Annotated in this window: 14 protein-coding genes; 11 read left to right on the top strand and 3 right to left on the bottom strand. The window is 45.4% G+C overall.

All coding sequences use genetic code 11. From position 1 onward, the window contains the following. The first annotated feature begins 5 nt into the window (after window positions 1–5). The 5 genes from KI743_RS10075 (at window position 6) to KI743_RS10055 (ending at window position 3,511) form a co-directional block, all read left to right on the top strand. Complete coding sequence (locus KI743_RS10075) at window positions 6–503, top strand: GNAT family N-acetyltransferase (protein WP_285466244.1); 498 nt, start codon at window positions 6–8, stop codon at window positions 501–503. Window positions 504–618: 115 nt separating this feature from the next. Further along, complete coding sequence (locus tag KI743_RS10070; RefSeq protein ID WP_285466243.1) at window positions 619–1,044, top strand: bifunctional diaminohydroxyphosphoribosylaminopyrimidine deaminase/5-amino-6-(5-phosphoribosylamino)uracil reductase RibD; 426 nt, start codon at window positions 619–621, stop codon at window positions 1,042–1,044. 81 nt (window positions 1,045–1,125) lie between these two features. Next, window positions 1,126–2,091 (top strand): D-2-hydroxyacid dehydrogenase family protein, encoded by a 966-nt coding sequence (locus tag KI743_RS10065; protein ID WP_285466242.1) that lies wholly within the window; start codon window positions 1,126–1,128, stop codon window positions 2,089–2,091. Window positions 2,092–2,216: 125 nt separating this feature from the next. Next, entirely contained in the window at window positions 2,217–2,633 is a 417-nt protein-coding gene (locus KI743_RS10060) for a GNAT family N-acetyltransferase (RefSeq protein WP_032550662.1), read from the top strand. A 38-nt stretch (window positions 2,634–2,671) separates the two neighbouring features. After that, window positions 2,672–3,511 carry a DUF3626 domain-containing protein gene (locus tag KI743_RS10055; protein ID WP_285466241.1) on the top strand — a complete coding sequence of 280 codons (840 nt, stop codon included), beginning with the start codon at window positions 2,672–2,674 and terminating at the stop codon, window positions 3,509–3,511. 215 nt (window positions 3,512–3,726) lie between these two features. On the opposite strand, the gene KI743_RS10050 is transcribed toward KI743_RS10055, so the two are convergent. Together KI743_RS10050 and KI743_RS10045 are read right to left on the bottom strand one after the other, a co-directional pair. Then, window positions 3,727–4,752, bottom strand: coding sequence for a zinc-binding alcohol dehydrogenase family protein (locus tag KI743_RS10050; RefSeq protein ID WP_285466240.1), 1,026 nt, complete (start codon window positions 4,750–4,752; stop codon window positions 3,727–3,729). Between the two features lie 164 nt (window positions 4,753–4,916). Continuing rightward, window positions 4,917–5,207: a putative quinol monooxygenase gene (locus KI743_RS10045; protein WP_285466238.1), complete on the bottom strand. Its 291-nt coding sequence runs from the start codon at window positions 5,205–5,207 to the stop codon at window positions 4,917–4,919. A 394-nt stretch (window positions 5,208–5,601) separates the two neighbouring features. Here KI743_RS10045 and KI743_RS10040 point away from each other — a divergent pair, with 394 nt between their 5' ends. The 6 genes from KI743_RS10040 (at window position 5,602) to KI743_RS10015 (ending at window position 15,196) form a co-directional block, all read left to right on the top strand. Beyond that, window positions 5,602–6,519, top strand: a complete 918-nt coding sequence (locus KI743_RS10040) for a LysR family transcriptional regulator (RefSeq protein ID WP_285466414.1) — start codon at window positions 5,602–5,604, stop codon at window positions 6,517–6,519. Window positions 6,520–6,612: 93 nt separating this feature from the next. After that, a complete protein-coding gene (locus KI743_RS10035) occupies window positions 6,613–7,023 on the top strand; it encodes a GNAT family N-acetyltransferase (RefSeq protein WP_285466237.1) in 411 nt (136 codons plus the stop codon). Window positions 7,024–7,127: 104 nt separating this feature from the next. Continuing rightward, window positions 7,128–10,001, top strand: coding sequence for an HD-GYP domain-containing protein (locus KI743_RS10030; protein ID WP_285466236.1), 2,874 nt, complete (start codon window positions 7,128–7,130; stop codon window positions 9,999–10,001). A gap of 104 nt (window positions 10,002–10,105) precedes the next feature. Continuing rightward, window positions 10,106–11,743, top strand: coding sequence for an ABC transporter transmembrane domain-containing protein (locus tag KI743_RS10025; protein WP_285466235.1), 1,638 nt, complete (start codon window positions 10,106–10,108; stop codon window positions 11,741–11,743). Further along, window positions 11,740–13,890 carry a peptidase domain-containing ABC transporter gene (locus KI743_RS10020; protein WP_285466234.1) on the top strand — a complete coding sequence of 717 codons (2,151 nt, stop codon included), beginning with the start codon at window positions 11,740–11,742 and terminating at the stop codon, window positions 13,888–13,890. Before KI743_RS10025 ends, KI743_RS10020 begins: the two co-directional genes overlap by 4 nt. Then, a complete protein-coding gene (locus KI743_RS10015; RefSeq protein ID WP_285466232.1) occupies window positions 13,883–15,196 on the top strand; it encodes an HlyD family type I secretion periplasmic adaptor subunit in 1,314 nt (437 codons plus the stop codon). Before KI743_RS10020 ends, KI743_RS10015 begins: the two co-directional genes overlap by 8 nt. A 113-nt stretch (window positions 15,197–15,309) precedes the next feature. On the opposite strand, the gene KI743_RS10010 is transcribed toward KI743_RS10015, so the two are convergent. Further along, window positions 15,310–25,119, bottom strand: a complete 9,810-nt coding sequence (locus tag KI743_RS10010; protein ID WP_285466230.1) for a VCBS domain-containing protein — start codon at window positions 25,117–25,119, stop codon at window positions 15,310–15,312. Between the last annotated feature and the right edge of the window lie 32 nt (window positions 25,120–25,151).

Genomic DNA, 25,151 nt, shown 5'->3' with positions numbered 1-25,151 from the left:
AGACAATGGAAATTAGAATCGGGAAGTTAGATGATGTTTCGAGCATTACTGATATTTTCAATTACTACATTGAACATTCTAATGCTCGCTTTGAGGAGTCGCCGCTGTCTGTAGACAATCGATTGGATTGGTTCTCCCAGTTTAAGCCAGATAGTAGACATCAAATCTATGTAGCGATCGATAGCGGTAAACTCACAGGGTTCGCTTGCTCCCAGCCATACAGAGCAATGGCTGCCTTTGATGAGACTGTAGAGGTGACGGTTTACCTGGCGCCGTTTATTCAAGGGAAAGGGGTTGGTTCCAAGCTTTATGAGAAGCTATTCTGCGCCATCCAAGCTCACGGTGTTCATCGAGTTTTATCAGGTGTCGCCTTGCCGAATGAGGCTTCAATAGCGCTACATAAGCGTTTTGGTTTTAGAGAAGTGGGCGTGTTTAATGAATATGCAAAGAAGAACGGTGAGTACATAAGCTCGATGTGGTTAGAAAAGATATTTAACGAATAATTCGATGTCGATTCGAAGTTGGTTAAAAAGGGAAAGTCGAGATTTTAATTGCAACTCAATGTGTTAGATTAGCTTTCATCAAGAGTGATTTGAATACTGAGAGGCGCAGAATCTAATGGACGAAACATACATGCTTAGAGCGTTAGAGATTTCTAAGCAAGCCTTGCCGATGTGCATCCCTAACCCGCCCGTAGGTTGCGTTCTAGTTAAAAATGACAAGATTGTTGCTGAAGGTTATACACAAGCCGTAGGTGGTAACCATGCCGAAGTCGAAGCTCTAAACGCTTATCAAGGTTCGGCAGAAGGTGTCACTGCATACGTTACATTAGAGCCATGCTCATTCGTAGGTCGCACTCCTGCTTGTGCCCGTACTTTAGCGCAGTTTGGTATTAAAAAAGTCGTCGTGGGTATGTTGGACCCAGATCCACGAAATAACGGATGTGGAATTGAGATATTAAAACAAGCGGGTGTCGATGTTGTCATCGGTGTGTGCGCAGAACAGGTTGCTGCTCATCTCGGGCCTTATCTCAATCAGTCTTAGGAATCCCAAAGTCTTATCAAAACCACATCCCTCAGTGGCTAGCGTTAGTAGAAAAAGAATTATAACGATAAGGAGAAAACCGTGAAAATAGCAGTATTGGATGATTACCAAAACGCAGTTCAAGATCTTGATTGTTTTGGTTTGTTAGAAGGGAAAGATGTCACAGTCTTTTATGAGACCTACTCAGAACAAGAATTGGTTGAGAAGTTGGCGAATGTCCAAGCTCTAGTTCTTATTCGAGAACGTACCCAGATAACGGAATCACTCTTATCCAAACTCCCGAACCTTGAAGTGATCAGTCAAACGGGCAAGGTGAGCAATCATATCGATGTGCAGCTTTGCGAAAAATACGGAGTTAAGGTACTAGAAGGGAGAGGCTCGCCAGTTGCCCCTTCAGAACTCTGTTGGGCTCTAATAATGGCAGCAAGCCGACATATACCTAGCTACACTTCGAATCTTGCAAATGACCAGTGGCAAAGTTCAGGTAGCTTAGGGCTAGGGCGAACCTTGAAAGGGTTGAAGCTGGGTATCTGGGGCTATGGGAAGATAGGGCAACGAATCGCTCAATATGCGAAAGCGTTTGAAATGTCAGTCGTAATATGGGGAAGCCAAGCTTCGCGAGACTTGGCTAAATCACACGGTTTTGAGGTCTCTGAATCCAAACGCGGCTTCTTTCAGCAAGTGGATGTTCTGTCTCTCCATCTTCGTTTGAATGAGGCAACGCGAGGGTGTGTTACGGCTGAAGATCTAAGATCAATGAAGTCGGATTCCTTGTTTGTGAATACCAGCCGTTCAGAGCTTGTCGAGACTGATGCGCTGTTTAATGAACTCAAATCCAATCCGAGCAAACGAGCGGCTGTCGATGTTTTTGATTGTGAGCCCGCAACTAAAAGCACAGAGCCACTGCTTTCTCTACCTAACGTTACTGCGACCCCTCATTTAGGGTATGTAGAGCAAGGAAGCTACGAGCTTTATTTTAAAATAGCGTTCGAAAATCTTGTGGCGTATGTTTCAGAGAACGAAGCGCTTGAAGAAGCATGTGATTAACGGGTCGGTATGGTTAAGTATGAATAACTTAACCACGAATAAATCGAGCGTTGATAGATTCATTATATTTGGCACTTTTGTAAGGTGTTTAGGTTTAAGTAAGGGAACAAGTTGTGTTACGAGAAATGGACATCTCAGACTATCAGCAGGTCATGAACCTTTGGTCTGAAACGGAAGGTATGCAATTAAGAGAAGCAGACTCTGAAGAAAACATTGGGAAGTATCTCGAGCGTAACCCAAACCTGAGTTTTGTTGCTCTGCAAGGCGAGCAGATCGTAGGTGCGATATTGGTGGGAACAGACGGTCGTCGTGGTTATATCCAACATTTAGCGGTATCGAAGGCTTGTCGTGGTCAGGGCTTAGGCGCAAAGCTGATATCAAACGCAGTGGACGCCTTATCATCCATCGGGATTGCTAAAACCCACTTGTTCGTCATCAACGACAACCTGAACGCACAAGCGTTTTATGAAAATATTGGCTGGCATCCACGAGATGAAATACGTATGTTTTCATTTAACGCATCAAACGTAGGCAATATCTAGGTGCGAGTGAGTAGAGAGTAGGACAATTTAGAGGTTTTATGATTGAAGGTGCAATCGAGCAAGCAATCGCAAATATACGTTCCAAGTCTTGTTGCGAAGAGGGTAATCACGTCCATGCGGTGACGATTAACTTTCACCCTGACCGTTATACTTCGAATAAAACACCGCTACTTCAAGCGATTGCGCGTGATGGCAAACTCAAATCTCAATTTGAGACGAGCACTAGTAACGGCGGGTTAACGGCCTATACTGGCGGAGCAAGATGGATTTGGGAGCAGAGTGTGTTTGATGGCGCGTATGATGACGCTGCTGACCACTTAAGACCCAAGTACGGTGCTTTGAACTTTCGAGAGTACCCCTCTGGCGCAGCCGCGCGCTTTGGCAGTAGCTATTTTGAGTTAAAGCCACACGTACTGGAGCGTACTACGTTTTGCTATCCAGATAGTTTCTTTAAACCCACAGACTTTGCCATTGCAAGTCGGCTACAGGCATTAATCGATAAGGCATCTTCTGACAACGTAGATCGGTTGGATGATTATATTGAAGCGCATGTTCATGGTGAGATATCACTGAAAGAGGACGTCGAGTGTATAGTGCTTGATCCAGCTTATCGCGAGACCGGGATCGAAAGGTATGCTCGCCAGTTAGATATTCCAGTTAAATGGCATAACGGGTTTAAACTGAGTGTTGAAGAGATGGCTCGCTATCCAGAATATCGTGGGAAAGAGTACATAGAGCTCGCTAAAGAGTTATCGCAAGATAGTGTCATCGATCCAAGAATACTCGGCTTGGCTGTCACCGAAAAAGGTTACGACGAACAAGATGTCAAAAAGGTTTGGCATTATTTGGCGCGATTCGGCTATCAATCTCTGGATTAAATGTTGTTTTGAATGCCAATTCTGGGTGACATTGTCACTTTCAGTGGCGTCGTCATTAGTCTGGGTCGGGTCAGGTAAGAATAAAGCCTAGCGAAAAGTAAGAGAGCCACTATCGAGTGGCTCTTTGTGTATTTGGATATTTCTAGTTTAGAAGAATGTAGCTTGATGACCACTTGCTGCCTCTATTCGAAGAGCAGTAAATTACTCTCAATATCCTAATACTTGATCGCTGTTTTACCTATTGAAGCACTACTTTCGATACGTTGGTGCGCATCTTTGAGCGTTTCTACACTAAAGCCATTCAGTGTTGTCGTTAGTGTAGATTTAATGCGGCCAGCGTCGATCAAATTTGCTGCTTGGAATAAAATGTCTTGCTGCTTTTGGATATCATCCGTGTCAAACAGTGAGCGTGTAAACATTAATTCCCAAATAAAACCTGCGGATTTGCCTTGAAGTGCTGACAAGTCGATACCACCATCGAACTCAACGATTGAGCTGATTAAACCTTGTGGTGCGATAAGTTCTACCATCGCATCCCAGTGCCCTTTGGTATCAGCCACATTGAAAATGTAATCGACATGTTTGATGCCTTGTTCACGAATGGACTCAACCAAGTTACGGTGGTTGACGACATGATCAGCCCCCATATCTCGCACCCATTGCTCTGTTTCTGGTCTTGAGGCTGTGGCAATAACAGTCAGGTTAGTAAGCTGTTTTGCTAATTGAATCGTAATGGAGCCTACGCCACCAGCACCGCCAATGATCAGTATCGATTTTCTCTCTTCTGGGCTAACACGGAGTCGGTCAAATAGCGCCTCCCATGCAGTGAGTGTTGCTAACGGCATGACGGCAGCAGATTCATCAGAAAGGCTCTTCGGCGCATGAGCAGTGATGCGGTAATCTACCGCTTGATATTGTGCATTAGCCCCCATGCGTGTCACATCGCCGGCATAGTACACTCGATCACCAACCTCGAAGCCTTCAACGTTTGCACCTTTGGCGAACACTTCACCAACAGCGTCGTAACCTAGTACTTTAGGTTGTTCTAAGGTTTTATCTTTGGCATTACGAATGCGTATTTTAGCATCTGCGGGATTAATTGACGTCGCACTCACCTTGACGAGTAGGTCGTTGTCTTTCACTTCTGGAACATCGGTTTCAAACTCAAACAGACTGTCTTGCTCTGTAAGTGGAAGTGATTGAGTAAACCCGATTGCCTTCATTTTTATTGGTGCTGTCATTGTGCTTCCTTTTGATTAGGTGAAGTGGCTTCATCCTAATTTTTAAATCGTAATCAACGAAATTTGGCCCATTCAATATCAAGCATATCGATTGAGATGTTATGAATGGGCTTAAACGATGAGCTGTTGAGCCATTGATCTTGAGTGCCTTAGAGCACTAGCAATCAAGCAATGTGCGTCATTTCATTGAGTGTAAAGCTCGCGACTGCGCCGTCAGTGGCTGCCATGTATTCTGCAAGGTGGGTGTTGTTCATATGTGTTTGCCACAACTCGCGTGACTCCCAGTTCTCGTAAAATAAGAAGTGTGCTGGGTTTTCATTGTCTTGGTGCAAGTCGTAGTTGATACAACCTTCTTCTGCACGAGTGATCTCAATCAGTTTAAGCAGCTCAGCTTTCACTAGATCAATTTTGTCTTCATTTGCCACGATGTTTGCAACAATAGTTAATTTAGTCATGTTAATTTCCTTTGTATGTTCAGTTCCGAAAAGACGGTAACTTATATAAAACAAGAAGTTATAGAGTCTCAAAATTGGTTACATAGCGGTCTGTTAGCTCAATGAGTGTAGACAATATATCGCCATTGGTTTTCTAATGGTTTTTGAAACACTATCAAAAAGTGTTTGTTAATTTATCGCGCCGTCGTTTATCGCTATTGAAGGTAAATGGGTATTCCCATATGGGGCGCTTCGTTAACATGACGTTATCTTAGGTGAGTAATTGACAATGAAAAACAGCCTCGTTTTTGATTAATTATCAAACATTATTTGATAATAACAGCCCTCTACTCTATAAATACTGAGCGTTAATAGCGCGTTCTTACCCAATTTAACTAAAGAATGAGGCTTAATGATGTTGCTAGAGGATTTGAAGGTTATTTTGAAAGTTGCCGAGTTTCGCAGTATTACCGCTGCAGCAACCAACCTTGATATGCGGACAGCAACGGCCAGCGCTGCGGTAAAGCGCGTCGAAGCATCTTTAGGAGCCGAGCTTTTCGTTCGTACGACACGCCACTTACGGCTATCGGCGGCGGGAGAGCGTTACTTGCCACAATGCGAGGAAGCGCTGAAGATGCTAGAGCAAGCGAAAATGAACATGCACGAAGAGCTCGGCATTATTGATGGTGAAATTCGTATCGCATTATCGTCTGATCTAGGACGAAATCTCATTACGCCTTGGTTGGATGAATTCTTGTTGGAATATCCGAACGTATCACTTCGAACCAGTATTAGTGATAGCAATATCGACTTCTATCGTGACTCGGTGGATATGGCGCTACGTTATGGTTCTCCAACCGATGCCAACATGTATGGATTTAAGATCTGCGATGTTCCTAGAGTGTTATGCGCAAGCCCGAGTTATCTCTCTGAACATCAAGCACCGATGCAACCCAATGATCTGTTAGAGCATAATGCCCTCTTTTATCAGTTACACGATGTTCTCCAGAATGAGTGGCAGTTCAGTCATGAAGAAACCACTCATAAAGTGAAGCTAACAGGAAACAGGGCTTCCAACGATGGTGATTTGGTTAGACGCTGGTGTGTAGCAGGTAAAGGGATTGCGATTAAATCATGCCTTGATATGTCCGATGACCTGCTTACTGGGCGAGTGGCCAGTGTCATGCAAGACTACAAACCTACTCCTACTGAGCTTTGGCTGATATGCCCAAGTCGTCAATCGATAACCCCAACGGTTCGACTATTAAGAGATCTGTTCAGGGAGAAAACCAGTGACATTCTCAGCAAACTGGCTCAGCAAGGGGCGATTTAGTAGAAGTCTAATCGCTACAATGGCGGCGTCGATGATTATTTTGTTGAATGCAATTGCTCATCAGCAAATGGATATGAACACGTAAGGAAAGAAATGGAATACAAATTTGATAGTGAACCCTCAGACAAGGACATCAATGAAGTTCGTGGTGGTTTGATTGAACACAATACGCCTTTCTTGGAGGGTATACCTAAATCTCAAGTGGCTTATTATGCTTTGGAAGAGCACAAGAAAGTCGGCGGTATTATCGCAGACCTTTGGGGAAATTGGCTTCTTATTAAGTTTCTTTGGGTTGATGAATCATTAAGAGGTCAGCAAGTTGGAAGTGAACTTCTCACGCGAATCGAAGAGTACGCGAAATCTCAAGGGTGTACGTCGTCGCTGGTTGATACGTTGAGCTTTCAAGCCCGCCCGTTTTACGAAAAACAGGGCTATGAATGTCAAATGGTATTAGAAAACTATCCACTAGATTCATCGCTTTCATTTCTGACAAAAAAGCTGTAAATAGCTTGGGTTTCAATAGATAAGGTAACAAAGAAACTGCACGCTTAATCAAATTAGAGACTATGTTTTTAAATGTAGATAGTCATCTAATTGGGTAAGCGATAATGAGACAGAATACAAAAGCGTTACCAATACATATACATTTAACGGTAATCATCATTTTGATTGTCGTTATTGCCTCAGGTGTTCAGATTTTCGTTACCAATAAAGGCTTATCGACACTTATTCTAGAAGCTAACAGTAAGCTGTTTGACCGTATTGAACTTGAAACTCGCTATAAACTCAATAGCCATTACAGTACGGCTTTTTCAGCGTTAAGTTCCTTTGCTCATAGTGGGAACTTAACAGCAGCTAGTGGGAAAAACCAAGCAGCGACTCTTGAAGATAGAGAAGAGTTGCTGCCAAAGATCACCTACCTCCTAGAGCAGTTCCCACATATCGTTTCTTATTCCTTTCATTATCCATCAGGTGATTTATTCAAAGTCATTCACCTTGATAAAATAGCGGTTCGTAAGCAGTTCACTGTAGATCCTAAAACTCAGTATTTGCTGATACATACTATGGGTGACAGCCTCTATACCAAAGGCTTGGATAGTGAGTTTCGAGAAGTGTACGCCAATGACTTAAATGTCGAGCCGCTATTAAACAACATTGCTAAATGGAAGCATTTGGCAACTCGTGATGCTAACAAGGTGTCAAAACCTACCCCGATTCTGGGAGGTGACTCACTTGGTATTACTGTTTTTCGAAAAAGTGATGACAACACCATTGTGACCGCTGGAGTGCTATTGGAGGATTTGCAGGCTTCTTTGAAAGATACTCTTACGACCAATTCATCACTGAGAGCACTTTATAACGATGAAGGTGATGTCTACGCGATGATTGCAAATCACGGCTCGAATGAGACCCAGCCCCGAGCCATAGATGATCTAAAGAACCATGTGCTTTTAAAACTATTGGATGGAAACAAAGACCACAACCAGGGAGTTTTGGGTGAGTTTGAATTTGAAGGAGAGAACTGGCTAGGAAAGGTCGTTACAATCAAGCCTTTGAATAGCGAACATATCCATCTGTTAATGGCGACTAAAACTGCGGATTTGTTTGATAGTGGTTTATTAGTCAAAAGCCAAACAATTTACGCATCTCTTCTTATACTCATCCTTATGTTGCCAATTATTTATTTGGTATCCACTTACATCTCTAAACCGATACAAAGAGTAACCAAAAGAGCGTTAGAAATAGAACGCTTTAGGTTTGATGATACTCCCTTGGAAGATAATTTTATCCGAGAGATTCATGAACTCAACTATGCCCAAATGTCGACGCAAGAGACCATAAAGCAGTTTATTTCTTTAACCCATAATATTGCTAGGCAAGAAAATTTGGATGACATGCTTAGTTTAGTTTGCCGAGATACTGCTCATGCTGTCGAAGCCAATGGTGTCTTTCTTTACCTGTTGGATGTCGAAGGAAAAACCTTAGTTCCTAAGTTTGTTTGGTGGGAAGGTCTTCACGATAACAAGTTACAGGCTGATGATGTGCCGGTTTCAGATGCGAACCGTTTCATTCGAGAAATATTCGTAGAAAAAAAGCCAACAGTTTTCAGTGTGAGCGAACTTCCCCGTATCGAGTTTCAAATGGAGGAATTGAGTAACGGCGAGGTTATTTTTATTCCGCTGACCTCTCGTTCAGGTGAAGTAATTGGCTCTTTTGGCGTTTTGTATGAGAATGGCGGGGCACAAGAATATTACCAACAGTATGCAAACTATTTAAACACGCTGTTAGGTTTTACGTCAGTGACCATAGAAACACACAATATGCTTGATGACCAAAAAGCATTGCTAGATTCTTTTATCCAAGTTTTCGCAGGCTCTCTAGACAAAAAGTCGCCATATACAGGAAATCACTGTCAAAGAGTTCCAATCATTACGCAGTGGTTAACACAAGCCGCACATGAGTCGGAAGGTGATGCGTTCAATCACTTTAAGCTTAATGCCAAACAGTGGGACGAACTAAAGATGGCGAGTTGGCTGCATGACTGCGGTAAAATAACGACCCCAGAACATGTTGTTGATAAAGCAACAAAGCTTGAAACTATTTATGATCGTATTCATGAGATTCGGATGCGTTTTGAAGTTCTGAAAAGAGAAAGCGAACTCGATTTACTCAAGCAAAATACCCTCCAATTACCAGACGAATATTATGAACAATTGGCTCAACGCCATGCACAAATTGACAAGGATTTTGAGTTCATCGCTAACCTTAACCTTGGCAGTGAATTCGTTGACGATGAAGCGCTCAAACGTTTAGAAGAGATAGCTGCGAAAACATGGACACGGACTCTAAGCAAAACTATGGGCATCTCATGGGTTGAAAAACAACGTTTCGAAGAGGATGTTGAACTTCCTGTTATTGAACCGCTGTTAAGTGACCGCCCAGAACATCTGATTCCTTGGGATTTCCCTCCAACTAATGAAGCACGATTTACGCTGAAGCCTACAACGTACCAAGCTAATTTAGGAGAGGTATATAATTTATCGATTCAACGGGGAACCTTAACGAGCGAGGAAAGGTTCATCATCAACGACCATATCATTCAAACCATCCAAATCCTTGAGTCTCTTCCGTTTCCTAAACATATGCGCAATGTGTCTAAAATTGCTGGGGGACATCATGAAAAAATCGATGGAACAGGATACCCGATGGGGCTCAAAGGGGAGGAGATGCCGCTAACAGCTAAAATTATGGCTATTGCGGATGTGTTTGAAGCACTAACCAGTGCGGACCGACCATATAAGCAAGCTAAATCATTGTCAGAATCGATTCGAATCATGAGCTTCATGGTGGAAGACAACCATTTAGACAAGGATCTGTTTGAGTTATTCCTTACGTCAGGTGTCTATAAACGATTTGCTGAAGAGTTTATGGATCCTAGTCAAATTGATGCTGTAGAGATACAACGATACGTTCGAAATTAGGCAGGTGATAAAACGAGTTTTTTTATTTTAAATTCAGCTTGTTACCTTGCACAACATGAAACTATGTACCAATCTTATTTCATAAGCATGGATAAGGATTGTGTATGCCCGTAACGTCAGTACAAAACAAAGGGGTTGTAAGGAAAGTCTTGCTGCCTTCTTTACTTATTAACCTCTTGTCATTAGCCGTTCCATTAACGGTTCTCCAGATCTACGATCGCATTCTCCCCAATCAAAGTTATGGTACGGCCACGCTGCTTTTAGCCGGGGCGACACTAGCCGTAGCCATGGAAGCACTCATACGTTTTGTTCGCACTTGGCTTTTGTCTGCGGCGGCCAGCAATACAGAAAAAGCGACTTACCAAACTTTGGTTGAAAGGGTGACTACTGCATCATCAGGCCACCTGCGTAAGCTCGGTGTAGGTGGTGTCGAAGAGGGGCTAGGATCGGTATCCAAAGTTAAGGATTGGTATTCTGGTGGAATAATCTCTGGATTTATTGACTTGCCTTTTGCGTTGATCTTTCTAGGGCTGGTGGCTTATATCGGCGGTGAATTAGTGGCGATACCTGTGGCAGTTTGGCTCATTACGCTTGGTATTGTTTGGCTGTCTTCTATCCGCGTGAAAAGTTTAAGTGAAGAAGCGTCTAAAGATGAGCAGGAGAGAAAAGCCTTCTTAATTCTTCTTAGCCAAACCATTCAGGGCATAAAACGTCAGGCTGTTGAATCTCGAATTTTTAACCAGTTTAAATCGCTCAATAATGTCCGATCTCAATCGAAAGCCAAAGAAGAAGAACAGAATGCTTTCGCTCAAGAGTGTATTCAGCTTGCCGCGCTTGCGACTTCTGTTCTGTTGGTGATTACCGGGAGTTTGTGGGTACTGGATGGTCAATTAACCACGGGTGGGTTAGCAGCATGCTCCATCTTATCGGGTAGAGCGGTGGCGCCGCTTAGCGCTCTGGTTGGGGTTCGAATCAAGCTTAATTCAATCCATAGTGCTAATCAGGCAATAGAAAAGTTAGGAGACTTATCAGTGTCTGAGTCTGCGGTTTCTGATCTTAACTTTTCTGGCTTTGAGACTTTGGAAATCAAGCAAGCCAGCGTTGAAAGATATGGTGAACTCGCTAGTGCGGATGTGAGGCTCAATAAAGGCGAATTGGTGTTGTTAGAGAGTGAAGATCGCCATACCAATAGTCACTTACTCTCTTCGATTGCCGGGATTGATGATTTAACCGCGGGTGAATGTTTCATTAATGGCGAAGCCGTTTCTATTGCATCTGTCGCTCAAGTCACAGCTTACTGTGGGGTAAAAGGGCAGTTAGTCTCGGGCACGATTCTGGATAATTTATGTGGATTTGATCCTGAGAGAACACAAAGCGCCAATGACTATGCTGTGCGCTTAGGATTAACCAAAGAAATTACCCGTTTACCTGATGGATTAGAAACACAAATTGGCCATACAAGTGCTTCGTTGTTGAGTATGGGCAACATTAAAATGCTCAATATTGCGGCTCAATTAGCGAGTAGCAAGCCTGTTCTCATGCTAGAAAGGCCGGATTCGTCGCTCGATCTCAATGCTCTCGGTAACCTGGTTAAGGTGCTGGAAGAAGAAGTATTGGCAGGGCGAACCATATTGATGGTGAGCTACCATGCAAAACTTCGCGAAATAGCGAGTCGAACAATTAGAGTAGAAAACGGTTCGATTGCCGAAGACAGTTCTAATCAGCAGGAGGTCATTGCATGAATCGTTTAGATGCTAATCGCCATGGCGAAACAGACGGTCAACATGAGCTGATGAACCGACTGGAAACTGAAAGCCTTTCTGTGCTCAAGGAGTTGGAAGTAAATGCGAATATCCAACTGTTCGCGCGCCAATGGGTTGATGAGAACGGCATTGAATCAATAGATGATATGTTTGCCCTGTTTGATAGGCTTGCATTGCCATATCGCTTGGTTGCTAACCTAGGTGAGGTCGGCGATCACAAATTAGTTCTGCTGGTTCTAAGTGAAAATGAACTGGTTTCTGGTCACTTGGAGTCAAAACAGTTTGTGGCTGTTGATGGCAATGAAGACCTTTCAGAGGTTCCTCAATTTTGCATTGTGATCGAAGGGGCGCCATTGGAGAAGGCTTCTCCGGATTGGGTTGGTGAACGGTTACATGCTTTTCGTCCTATTATTCCTAAATTGCTCTTGGTCAGCTTTGTCACCAATCTATTTGCTCTCGCAGTGCCATTCATCACGATGTCGATCTATGACCATGTAATCGGTGGCGATGCCGGGCATGAACTGCAAGGAATAGCCATTGGGGCTGCTTTGTTGTTTGTGATGATGGGCTGGTTAAGAACATTGCGTAGTCGAGTGTTTGCTTCTGTGTCCAACCGAGTCAGCCGAGAGATATCTCAGTCTCTTGTGCAGCGACTATTAAGAAATAGCTATGCTCAAAATCAGCAAACGGCCTCGTCTAGTCAACAAAACCAAGTGATGTTGTCTGAGCGTATTTCAGGTGTGTTATCAGGACCACTCGGTAATGCGTTGTTTGATTTGCCTTTCATTGCCATTTTTGTCCTGGCTATAGGTGTGCTAGGAGGCTGGTTGGTACTGGTTCCAATTGTCTCTTTGGTTCTGTATTACCTGTTAGCTAAGCGTTCGATACGTTCGAGTGGTAAGCGGTCAATGCAATCGACGGTAGCCGGCACGAATCGTCAAAATATGACGAATGAGTTGTCGTCCAAGCTTGCCTTTATTCGCAGTGCTGGGTTTTCAGAGCACTGGATCCAACGTTTCCAAAAAGCCAATTTGCTTGCCTCTACGGTGACGTTTAATCAATCGGTTCTGCAAAGTCGATACACCTCGATTTATTACTTTATTGGAGTGGGTTCAACACTGGCTGTTATGGGCTTAGGTATTGGACTTATTTTCGAGCAAGTGATGACACCCGGTGGTTTGATTGCATCAATGATGTTGATTTCCAAAGTGACTGGGCCTGCGCAGGTGTTGGCCAACAGCGCGATGCGTTTTAATAGCTTTAATCAATCCAAACTGCAGGTAAATCGTATTCTGTCTCAGCCGTCTGAACGTGAATTTAGTTACCAGCATCATCCATTGCCATCGGTCGCTCCGAACTTGAAGTTAGATCAAGTGACTCTCCGTTACCCTAAACAGAGTCGCCCTGCATTGAATGGGGTAAGTTTTGATGTTGAAGCGGGTGATATTGTGGCGATCACTGGCCCTTCAGGCAGTGGTAAGTCGACATTAATTGAAGTCTTGTCTGGTTTACAGCCTATTCAGAACGGCATGGTAGAGCTGAAAGGGGTAAACCTTGCTCAGTACGATCCGCAGCTCTATCGACACTGGTGTTTCATTCGCGCCGCATACCCCGACTTACTTACATTGAGTATTCGAGAGTGGCTGAGTGATGGGCATAAGGTTGAAGAGCAGAAAATGATATCAGCCATTGAAATGGTTGGAGGCAAACGCTGGTTCTCCACATTACCAGATGGACTGGATACCTCTATCAGCAGCATCCAGCCGGATAGCCTGTTTGACATGTTGTCAGGCACTGTCGCTCAGATCCTCATTGACGCCAAAGCTTTGGTGTATGACTACCCGATGTTCCTAATGGATAATCCGGTGCCTGATGGCCATCCCAATGCTAAACGTGTATTCGGTGAGTTCTTGGCGATGAAGAAAGGAAAAGCAACGGTGATCTATACATCGCATGATCCTGACTTGATTAAGCTCGCTGATAAAGTCGTGGTGTTAGACGAGGGTGCAGTGGTTTATGCAGGTCCTCTCGAACAGCCATCAGAGTCTCAAGAGCAGCAGTTATCTGACACACAAGAGTTACCAAAGCAAAAAGTAGAGTCAAAGCAAGGAGTCGCTAATGGCTAAAAAAACTATCGAGACTGGCAAGCGTTACGGCGAGCTTGTTGAATCACAAAATACAGCTCGAACATTGGCGCTGGCGACATGGTCCGTTGCCTTGTGTGTTATCGCTTTTGTCACTTGGTCTGTGGTCACTCAAGTGGATGAAATCGCTAAAGCAAAGGGGGCGGTGATTCCTGAAGGGGAAAAGCAAGTATTACAAAGCGCAATCGGTGGCAAGTTAAAGCAAATTCTCGTTAAAGAAGGTCAACTCGTAGAGAAAGGGCAGCCGCTTGTTGAGTTTGATGCGACTTTCCAGCGTACAGCTCTCGAAGAGTTGAAATCTCAGCAAGTAACTTTGCTTGCGAGTATCGAGCGTATGAACGCTTTGCTAGACAATCGTGAACCGAATTTTGGGGAGTTTGAAATTGATTTCCCGGAGATCGTTAGCCAACAAAAGGCGCAGTTAAATGCTCAAAAAGGGCTCTACTATCAAAAACGCATTGTGTTGGAAAAGGACAGCGAGCAGATAGCAGAGCAGCTTCGTGTCGTAGAAAAGTCTCTACCTAGCTACGACAAAGAGCTAAGTGCCACTAAGCAAGAACTGAACATCTTAGAAAAAGGTTATAAGGCCGGAAACATCTCTCGTTTACGTGTACTTGAAATGCGTCAGAAGTTGGCCAGCATAGAGCAGAAAATTGAAGAAGCTCGTGGCAAGAAGTCGGTTTTGATTAAGCAGGCAGACAGTAATGAGCAAAAAATAGAACAACTTCTTGCTGAAGCCAAAGCAAAAGTAAGTGAAGATCGATCCAAAGCGGTATCAGATTTGTCTGCACTTAATGCACGAGTGCGTTCAAGCCAAGCGAAATTGACGAACACCATGTTAGTGTCACCGCTACAAGGCTTGGTACAAAGCCTGCCAAGTACGCAGAACGGCGGCGTTATTCAACCGGGCGGGACTGTGGTGGAGATCGTTCCTGTCGGGGGTAAAGCAGATTTTAAAGCTCGCTTATCACCGAGGGATATTGGTTTCGTGAACGTAGGCCAGCCAACTCGAATCAAGATTGATGCGTTTGATTACAGCCGTTTTGGTGCTTTAAAAGGGGAGGTTGAGAGCATTTCACCGACCACCAGCCAAAGTGAACGAGGTGAAATCTATTATGAAGTGGTGGTGTCAGTGGAAACGCCATACTTCCGTGATAACCCTGAAAGCTTTTCTATTCTTCCTGGCATGACGGGCGAGGTAGATATCACGACGGGCGAGAAATCGGTGTTTCAATACCTTTGGAAGCCGATCTACACCAATATCAGTGTTGCATTTGGAGAAAGGTAACTCGAAGAGTCACAACTCTTCTTTGTTCAGAACGATACAAGAAACAACCATTAAAAAGGGAGCACATGGTGTGCTCCCTTTTGTTTACTTCACTAATGATTAATCACCCACCATTAGTTATTTGGATCTATGTCTGGTAGTCCATCTACGTCGTTGTGATGATGGTGTTCATCATCTTGGTTATGGTTATTGGCTGCATCATGGTGTTCAAGTGCATCCGACATATCTAAATGCGTTTGTTCGTAATCTGCAGCATGTTGTTGGTCGACTTGTGCAAGCACTATGTCCATGTCAGCAGGCTGATCGTGCCCTGTGGTAGGCGATGCATTCGGCTGAATACCTAGGGCATCCAAATAGGCCGCTGCACCAACAGGGTGTTCATGACTAACTTGAGCATGACTTTCCACAGGTGTGTCCGCACTTAACGAGTCGTCTAAAGTGACCGTAAAGTCCTGTACGCTATCTAACGGTGAGAAGTCTGGCTCATCGTGTTGCATTGGCGGCGGTGGTGGAGGCGGCGGATTCACATGGCTTTGAATATGTCCGTGTAAATCTTCTGTTGTTACCGCGGTTACGCCTGTTACTGAGTTATGCGTAGTGACCTCTGTTTCAAAGTAGTGATGCCCGCTATTGATTGGGTGTGCGGATATGACAACCAAATGCCCATTGGCTGGAACGGTGTAACTACCATCCTGATTAGCATTGATGTTATGTCCATTGCTTTGCAGCGTTAACCCTTGTTGTAGATGGGTAAGTCGAATACTTGAAACCGATTCATCACTGGAAGATAAATGGGCTTGGATATTAACGGGCACTTCATAGTGATCGTGTGTAGCTAGAGGGAAGTTAGGCGGCAAGTGTCCTTTCAATACCGTGCCGTCACCCAAGATAATATTTTCAATGCTTTCAATTTCCATATTACCTATTTTGTCACTGTGCAGTCTTGGTGCATTGTTACGGTTGTAAGCACCTAGAATGAGCGTATCGTGACCACTCCCACCCTCTATTTCCTCGTCGGTTAATCGACCTCCTATATACAAGATATCGTTACCACTCTTTAGCTCGGCTTCGTCGTGGAGGCTGCCTTGCACAATGTATATTTCACTTTGCCCATGGCCTTCAATCTCATGATGCCCTGACACTGTTCGAGCGGATTGTCCGATGCTATGAGCATAAGCTTGTACTGTGCTTGCGGTAATACCAGCAGTCACATGGTGAGCATTTCTTGTATCGACAGTGACACTAATGGTTGGTGGCGTGTAGGGTACAGGATCGGTGTGACCATTGATGGTCATGACAATCTCTTTCGAAACCTGACCACCATGCCCGTCATCGACAAGCAATGTGAACCTATCTGTAAGTGTGTCACCGTCGTTTAATGCATCGACTTGAGGGTTGGCATTGTTTAAGTGATAAGCCCAAGTGTTGGTTTGGCTGTCAAATTGAACAGAACCAAATTGAGCACTTTGGCTTGGGTCTACAGTTACGCTAACTGCATCACCATCAATGTCATTTATATCAAGTTGCCCTCTAGCGTTCGGGTTAGTGTCTTCATTTACTGAGTGACTGCTACCTGGGATGTGTTCTGAGACAGTAGGTGCGTCGTTAGTACCTGTTATCGTAATGACGATGTCATGAGTTGTACCATCTTTCGCTTGTACGGTGATTGTCTCAGTATCAGTTTGTCCTTGTTTCAACTGTTGAACAATCGCGTGGTTGTTATAGAGGTTGTAGGTCCAATGCCCGTTGCTGTCTATGTGCGCGTGTCCGTATCCTTTGCTTCCCACAATGCCTGCGCCACCTTGAACGGCAATGAAACCTTGTGTGCCATCAGGATCAGTCACACTCAATGTGCCAGAGGCTTGGGTGTGAGTATCTTCTTGAGCGCGACCAGTGGAGTCACCGCTGAATGTGGCAGGGTCATCGACAGGGGCGATATTAATGAATATGGATCCTTCTTTCGAGTCAGTGTGGCCGTCATTCGCTGTAAATTGGACAGCTCCTAGTCCGTTTAAACCAGCACTGGAGTAGTTGAGTGTTGGAGTGAAGACTAACGAAGAAACATCCGCAGCGGAAACATCATCGCCAACACTCACATTATGCCCATTTAAACTCAGTGTTCCGTGTGCCACATTAGTGATGGTGATATGACTCAGTGTGTCACCATCGACATCGGAGTATTTGAAATCGGCTTTCGTAAAGCGTAGAGGCGTATCTTCGGTAGAGCTCTTGAAGCTAGAACCTACAGTTGGATCGTCGTTTACCGCATTGACGTTTAGAATCATTGTCGCGTTTGTTGAATCCTGATGACCGTCATTCGCAGTAAAGCCAATGTTGGCATAGTTAGCACCATTCTGGTCATGAATTGGTGTGAAGGTTAGGTGCCCTGCGTCTAAGTCAGCCTTACTGATTTGCTGGTTGGTGGTTACAGCTTTGCCATTGAGAAGCAATAAACCATTTGCAGGCAGCTGGCCAACAGTGATGAAGTGAAGGGCATCACCATCTTGATCGGTATAGCCAAATTCGGCGGTAGAAAAAGTATGAGTTGTATCCTCATCCGTTGAAACAGAATGGGCAGTGACGACGGGGGCATGGTTATCATCGGTACCCTGGATTGATATTGCTAGATGCGCTGTCGCTTGGTTGCCATGGTTGTCGCTTGCAGTGTAGGCGATACTATCGACGAGAGGTAATGAAGTAGAATCAAGCTGCTGAATCACGCGCAGTTGGTTGTTTAAGGTGTAAGTGTAACTACCGTCTGAACTTAAATGGAATGTTCCGTAGGTGCCCTGAATGTCACCCGTAGTGGTAACGGTAGTCGCATCAGCATCGTTACTCAGTAGGTTGCCTGAGACTGGAATTGTTGAGTCTTCTATTGCTGTGTTGGTGTCGTCGCTGACGCTAGCGGTTGTGTCTAATACATAATTCGAACTCGCTGATGACTGAGCTGTAACGGTATTGCCTGCAGCATCTGTGCCTGCGACTCTAATCGTTAAATTACCATCAGGTAACGAAGACAAGTCTATGCCAACAAACTCTTGATATTGGTGGTCAGGGTGACTAACACTTGTACCAGTCCCTTGTCTCTGCACTGTTTTCAGGTCGACAAGAAGAGGCGCACCACCACCGTCACTGGTAATTTCGAGAAGCGTTACTTCTGAATCTTTTGGCAAGTACACTTGCACCATCATGCCTTGACCATGTTGGTCTACCTGTGCAGAATTCACACGTATGTCGGTTTGAGTGTCTAAGGTGTAGGTGAGCGATGCAGAAGGAGATACGTTACCCGCCACATCAGTCTGTCTAACTTGAACGTTATTAACACCCTCATTCGGAGTGAACTGAGTACTCCAATGCACACCACTATCAGTAGAATATTCCACTGTTGCACCTTGTTCGATGCCTCCAACGTTCAGATCTCCAACGTTAGTAATATTATCTGAAGAGGAGCTTCCTGAATCTGAAGTAAGGTAAACGCTTGGTGCTGTGGCGGTGTTATCCAGAGTGAAAGTTAAAGAACTGCTCGCGGAAACATTTCCTGCGGCGTCAGTTTGTCTCACGGTGACCGTATTTGAGCCTTGTTGAGGGGTGAAACTCGATGTCCATGTGTGTCCGTTGTCGGTCGAGTACTCAACGGTTGCGCTTGCCTCTTGCCCAGTGATAGTTAATGAACCATCGCTAGTAATCAAATCAGACGAATTGCTTCCTGTGTCGTGGGTTAACGAGACTTGTAGCGGTGCGACTACAGTATCAACATGTAATGGAAGATTGGATGATGTTGCTGGTAAAACGGAAGAAGGCGCTAACGCTTTGGCAGAGAGATTATGGTCGCCATTCGATAAGCTGCTTACCGCCACACTATACTGCCCCAAGCCATCAGACACCGCATGCCCAATAGGAGTGGAGCCATCATAGATGGTGACTTGTGAGTAAGGAATGTCCGTGTGTCCGGTGATTGTCGGTGTACTGTCTTTAGTGAGGTTATCGGTATCGGAAGTACCAGTATCACTAGATACCGCTAAGTCGACGGTGACTGCATTATTTGGCGGAGTGTTTGTCCCTGCTGGTAAACTTGGTTGCGTGGTCGTTACCAGTGGGTTGGAAGGCACAGAGGTTGAAATCGTCGGTGATTGCCCTGGCACAACTGAAACATGACCGTTGGCATCAAAGGTGATGAACTTTGACGACTCACCACCGTGATTGTCAGCCACTTTGACTTCAAACACATCTGTGCCGTGATATGTGTGTGTCGCCGCGTTATAACTCATTCCAGCAATCGAACCGTTGGCTGTATATATATACGCGCCCGAATCTGGGTCGACTGATAGCGAACCGAATTGGCCTGTTGAATTGACGACAGAGAAGGTATGAGTGTCGTTCACGTCAACATCAGTTTCGGTCAGCGTGCCCGTTGTTGGAGTGGTTTGGGCTACCGATAAAACGGGGTCATCATTGGTGCCATTAATAGTGAGAGTAATCACATGTGGCGTGCCATCTTTAGATTGGATAGTGACGGTATCCGTGAGCGTTTCACCTGCACCTAGACTTTGAACTTCTGGCTTACGGTTGTCGATGTAATAGTGCCATCTTCCTTGTTGATCTATCTTTAACTCACCACCAAGTGCGGACTGGTAGGGTGCCCAGTTAGGGTGTGAGGGAGCGCTGAGCAGCGTGTGGTAATCAAAGCCTGATTCTCCCGCATCTGGGTCGATGGCCGTAAGGTGTCCCTGAGCTTCTAATTTATTAGAGTAGTTACCTTGTACTGAAGGGTGGACATTCCTATCTTCGGTGACACTACCTGTGTCTACACCTGATATTGTTGCGGCATCTCCAACCGCATCGATATGTAATGTGTTGGTTGCTTCTGCAGAGCTGGCATGTCCGTCATTGACGGTAAATTTAAACTGAACATCACCGTTAAAGTCAGTGGCTGGAACAAACTGAAGTTTAGCGATATCGGCAGTCGCGATACTTTGACCAGCAGTGATATCGTGTCCATCGAGTACAAACTTACCTTGAGTCGCGGGCGGCAGATCTGTGATCGCGATGGAGTGTAGCGTATCGCCAGTGTCGACATCAGTGAAACCGAACTGACTCGCCCGCATTTGATAGTGTGTATCTTCCGTGCCATGGGCAAGAGTGGTTGCCGATACGGTTGGTATATCGTTGGTTCCTACGATCTTAATATCAATAACATGATAATCACCGCCAACAGTATGTACGTTGTATTGGACATGCTCCTCTTGCCCAGCAGCTAATTGCTGAATTTGGCTGTTGTTAACGGTATAGGTCCAGGAGCCATCTTTGGAAATGTGCAGACCACCGTGCACGCCACTGTTAAATGGGTCATGGCGTTTGCCCACATCCGTTGAGAATGCTGATTGGTCATGGTCAGGATCGAGGGCACTCAGTTTACCAGATATGATCTCGACAGGCGTTGAAGAGCGATCTTCATACACATCAGGGTTTGAGGTAACGGATATCGTTGCCTTGTCATTACTCCCTTGAACGAGCACTTCAATATGTTTGGTTGCGGTTGAGCCGTCAGTCGATATCGCTGTGATATCAAAGCCTTCTGCCTTGGTCTCACCTTGTTGTAGCGCATTGGCCTTTGAGTGGTCTAGGTCATAATGCCATTGCCCATTGTTATCCACATGAAACGTACCGTAAGCGCCAACAGAGTTACCTGTGGTAAAGGTGACGGAATCTTTACCGTCGGAATCGTGTGCGAGTAAGGTGCCTGAAATAGAGGTAACCTTGTCCTCAACAGCCGTTCCTAATGCGGCGGTTAAAGCGTCAGGCGTATCAATAATCACATGATCATCAGTGCCTAAGATTTTGGCTGTCAGCGGGATTCGTGTGCCATCTGCGGTAATTAGAGTGATCGTATCAGTCAGAGAATCACCATGACTCAGTGATTGAACTTCAGCGTGACTATTGTCCGCACTGTAGCTCCATTTATCGTGGCCATCGGTTGAATGAGTGAAGTTGAAGGTACCGTGGACGCCTGCAAGATTCATCGCGAAGTTTGCTGGTACCGTATGCTTAACGCCGTTGACCTCTATTTGAGAAACTTTCGCTTCCGATGTCGAGTCAATATCCTGAATATCGAGGTTTTTCCAACCTGACCATAACTCATTGGTGCTTGTTCCCGATTTTAGATGATCTTCAGTCACAAAGTTGGAGGCGAGTGTCGGTTGCAGTGTGGCAGCATCATTGCTCGGTAACAACGTGGTAGACGCGCCAGTATGAGTAACGCCACCATGAGCATCTTTGACGTCATAAGTGAAATGCACTTTACCGTTGAAATTATGGTCTGGAGTGAAGGTAAATGTACCATCTTTGTTGTCGACGAGAGTGCCATGATCCGCATGCAGATTTGCGATAGAGAGTTGCCCGGCATCGTTAGTATCCACATCGACAGTATTTGTAAGCAACTCAGTTGTTGTGATGGTTTGTGCGAGATCTTCTTTTCCGCTGTTGAGCTGAACTTCTGAAGAGCAGTACGGGCGGTCATTGTCGCCATGAATGGTGATATGAATGTCGTGAGTGGTACCATCAGCCGATTTGACGGTGACGGTATCCGTTATTGACTCACCTTGACCGAGATGATCAATTTTTCTACCCGTTGCATCTTGGCCGATCGAAGCGTAATAGCTCCAATCTCCGTTACTCTGGAGTATCACATGTCCGTGTGTACCTTGGTAAGTACCTGTTTGAGCATGGCTTTCACCAGAATCTGGATCAACGATGTTCAAGTGGCCATCAGTGTGTATTTCATCGTTCCATATTTTACCGATGTTTCCATGCATATGATCTGGTGAACGATCATCGACGTATCCGCCAGACATAGAACCGTCTGGCGCTGTATAGGTATGTCCTTCATGAACATCTCCGGTATCGTCGCCAGTGAACTGTGCTGCATCGCTAACCGCGTCAATGTGTAGTGTGTTAGTTGCTTCTTGTGAATCGACATGTCCGTCATTCACCGTGAATTTGAATTGAACATCACCGTTAAAGTTTGGGGTCGGGACAAACTGAAGCTTAGCGATATCAGCAACAGCAATATTTTGACCAGCGGTGATATCGTGTCCATCGAGTACAAACTTACCTTGAGCCGCTGGTGGCAGGTCAGTGATTGCGATGGAATGCAGCGTATCGCCTGTATCGACGTCGGTGAATCCGAACTGACTCGCCTGCATTTGATAGTTTGTATCTTCCGTGCCGTTGCTTAGAACCACCTTGGTAACTGTTGGGGTGTCGTTGGTGCCGACGACATCAATATTTAAGTCGTAAGCTGTACCATCGAAGCTGTGTACTCGATAGGTAACCGTTTCAACTTGCCCTTGCGCTAGATGTTGAAGCGCCGCGTTGTCGACGCTATAGCCCCAATTACCCGCGCTATCAATTCGAAGCATGCCACCAAACGGATCGTGAATTCGAGTCTCACCAAATTGGCTGTATTGGAACTTATCTTCGCCGCTATCTGGGTCGATGACTTGAAGTTGGCCGTTGGCTAGTTCAGTTGTTGTGCCGTTGTTGTGCGTTGCATGTGGCCCATCCTCAATAACACTTCCGGTGGTCACTTCAGAGATAATGGCTTTATCTGGGGTCGCTACGAGGGTGGTACTTGCGCCAGTGTGGGTGGTACCTCCATGTGCGTCTTGCACATCGTAGGTGAAGTGTACTTTTCCGTTGTAGTCTCTATCTGGGGTGAAAGTATAAGTTCCGTCTTTGTTGTCCAGAATAGAACCATGATTTGCGTAGAGGTTAGCCACATTTAATTGACCGATATCGTTGTGATCAACATCGATACTGTTAGCGAGTAGCTCTGCCTGAGTGATGATCTGTGGCAGGTCTTCTTTGCCAGAGTTTAGTTTTACTTCGCCAGAAATATAAGGTGCATCGTTGTCACCGTGAATGGTGATTACAATGTCATGGGTGGTGCCATCTTTGGTTTGAATTGTGATGGTATCGGTTAGGGTTTCTCCAGCACCGAGCTTGTCGATGGTTGAGCCCACGGTGGTGCTCGCGCCCTGTCTTAGCCAGTCAGTCTGACCAGCGGCAACTTTGTAGTCCCAGTGACCGTCCTCGCGAAGTAACAGGTGTCCATACTGACCATGATAAGAGTAAAGTCCGCCATTAGTATCAAATCCTGCTTCACCAGAATCAGGGTCGATAATGGATAACTGACCGCTTGTCATTAATCCATCATGACTTATTTTGGACATGCCAGGCTGAGCGAAATCAGGAGACATATCCTGACCTGCTTGGTTTTCGTGCACGCTGCCTATATCGACACCTGATACCTTGGCGGCGTCATTGGTGCCAGTGACGACAATCTCTAGATTTTGTGTCGAGGTTGCACCATGTTCATCCGTAACGGTGACAGGAATGGTTAGAGTTTGGGACTTACCTTGAGGAAGGTGGTTATAGCTTGCATTCGTTGGATCGAAACTGTAACTACCATCTACGTTAAAAGTCAGTCCATCAACGGGTTTCGCTATGGAATAGGTCAGTGTTGCGCCTGTATCAATATCATGGCCGACCATTTGTCCATTTAGCACGCTTCCACCTTCAGTCACAGAGTGCGACTGTGCATTGATGGTTGGGGCATCGTTGGTACCATGAACCGTGAGCTCTATCGTATGTGTTGTACCATCTGCTGAACGTATAACGGCTGAATCGTGTTTAACTTCACCTTGCGCTAAGTTCTGTATGTTGCGGTTGTCGAGCGTATAAGTGTAGTGACCGTCGCGCATGAGCAGTATGTGCCCACCGAGTTTGGTGTCGTAGCCAATACCTTGATAGGTTTGCGGACCAATATTCGGGTCAAACTGAGCCTCTCCCGCATCAGGGTCTTGGATGTTTAATTTGCCGTCGTAATGCAATTGGTAGTGGGTATCTATGTAACCACGATCTTCAGTCACTCCCCTTAAGCCTGCATTGGTTTGTGCGTCGGTAATAATCGCGTTATCTGGAGTTGCGGTAAGGTCCAACTTAGCTTGAGTGCTGACGCTACCACCATGGCCGTCAACGACATCATAGGTGAGTCGAATCTCACCATTGAAATCTTTGTCCGGCGTGAAGGTATAAGTGCCGTCTTTGTTGTCGACCAGATGTCCGTGAGTGGCTTGCAGATTCGACACATGCAAAACATCGCTACTATCAACATCGCTTGCATGCGTTAGCAAATCAGAAGCTTTTATGGTTACAGGTTGATCTTCTTTGCCCGCAGGAAGCTGAGTCCACGCACTGACAATCGGTTTGTCGTTACTACCTTGCACATCGATAACGATTTTATGAGGGACTGTTGCTCCAGTTGAATCGGTAGCGGTGATCCAGAATGATTCAGACTGATGCTCACCAGCCGCAAGCTTATCCGCGGCACCACCGGTCGAATTGTCTAGCTGATAGTGCCAATGTCCATTCTGATCAATCGACAGTGTTCCCCATTGGCCTTGGGGCTGATTGATTGCCCATGTGACTGTGTCAGATTTATCTAAATCGGTTGCTGTTAGAGAGCCTGTCGCGCCTGGTTTTCCTGCTGTGTTTAAGCCCTGTTCGATGACTGCGCCGCTTGAGGTACCTGAGATGGTCGGGCGGTCATTGGTGCCGTTGATAGTTACTTTAATTGTCGAAGGTGTTCCATCAACAGACGTTACCGTAAACGTCTCTTCAACTTTGTCGCCAACGTTGAGTTGGTTGAATGCGCTGTTGGCGGTGAATACCCAGTGACCATTAGCGTCTATGGTTAGGTCACCATGAGTGCCTGTGATCGTATCTGGGGTGAAGGTGTTGTCAGGGTTATCGACATCGGTACTGGTTAGGGTGCCTGAAGCTGTGATTGCTGAGTCAGTTTCATCGACAGCCACAGTTGCGCTGCTCACCGTAGCTGCGTCATTGGTACCATTGATCGTCACTTTAATTGTCGAAGGTGTACCATCGACAGACG

Source organism: Vibrio sp. D420a, assembly GCF_030248625.1.
In the GTDB taxonomy this organism is placed as follows: Bacteria; Pseudomonadota; Gammaproteobacteria; order Enterobacterales; family Vibrionaceae; genus Vibrio; species Vibrio fortis_A.
This window is presented reverse-complemented; position numbering and strand designations above follow the sequence as displayed.

Coding starts and splice junctions, on each gene's coding strand:
- KI743_RS10020 (WP_285466234.1), top strand. CDS start 11,740: ATGAATCGTTTAGATGCTAATCGCCATGGCGAAACAGACGGTCAACAT.
- KI743_RS10040 (WP_285466414.1), top strand. CDS start 5,602: ATGTTGCTAGAGGATTTGAAGGTTATTTTGAAAGTTGCCGAGTTTCGC.
- KI743_RS10050 (WP_285466240.1), bottom strand. CDS start 4,752: ATGACAGCACCAATAAAAATGAAGGCAATCGGGTTTACTCAATCACTT.
- KI743_RS10070 (WP_285466243.1), top strand. CDS start 619: ATGGACGAAACATACATGCTTAGAGCGTTAGAGATTTCTAAGCAAGCC.
- KI743_RS10055 (WP_285466241.1), top strand. CDS start 2,672: ATGATTGAAGGTGCAATCGAGCAAGCAATCGCAAATATACGTTCCAAG.
- KI743_RS10075 (WP_285466244.1), top strand. CDS start 6: ATGGAAATTAGAATCGGGAAGTTAGATGATGTTTCGAGCATTACTGAT.
- KI743_RS10045 (WP_285466238.1), bottom strand. CDS start 5,207: ATGACTAAATTAACTATTGTTGCAAACATCGTGGCAAATGAAGACAAA.
- KI743_RS10030 (WP_285466236.1), top strand. CDS start 7,128: ATGAGACAGAATACAAAAGCGTTACCAATACATATACATTTAACGGTA.
- KI743_RS10015 (WP_285466232.1), top strand. CDS start 13,883: ATGGCTAAAAAAACTATCGAGACTGGCAAGCGTTACGGCGAGCTTGTT.
- KI743_RS10025 (WP_285466235.1), top strand. CDS start 10,106: ATGCCCGTAACGTCAGTACAAAACAAAGGGGTTGTAAGGAAAGTCTTG.
- KI743_RS10060 (WP_032550662.1), top strand. CDS start 2,217: ATGGACATCTCAGACTATCAGCAGGTCATGAACCTTTGGTCTGAAACG.
- KI743_RS10035 (WP_285466237.1), top strand. CDS start 6,613: ATGGAATACAAATTTGATAGTGAACCCTCAGACAAGGACATCAATGAA.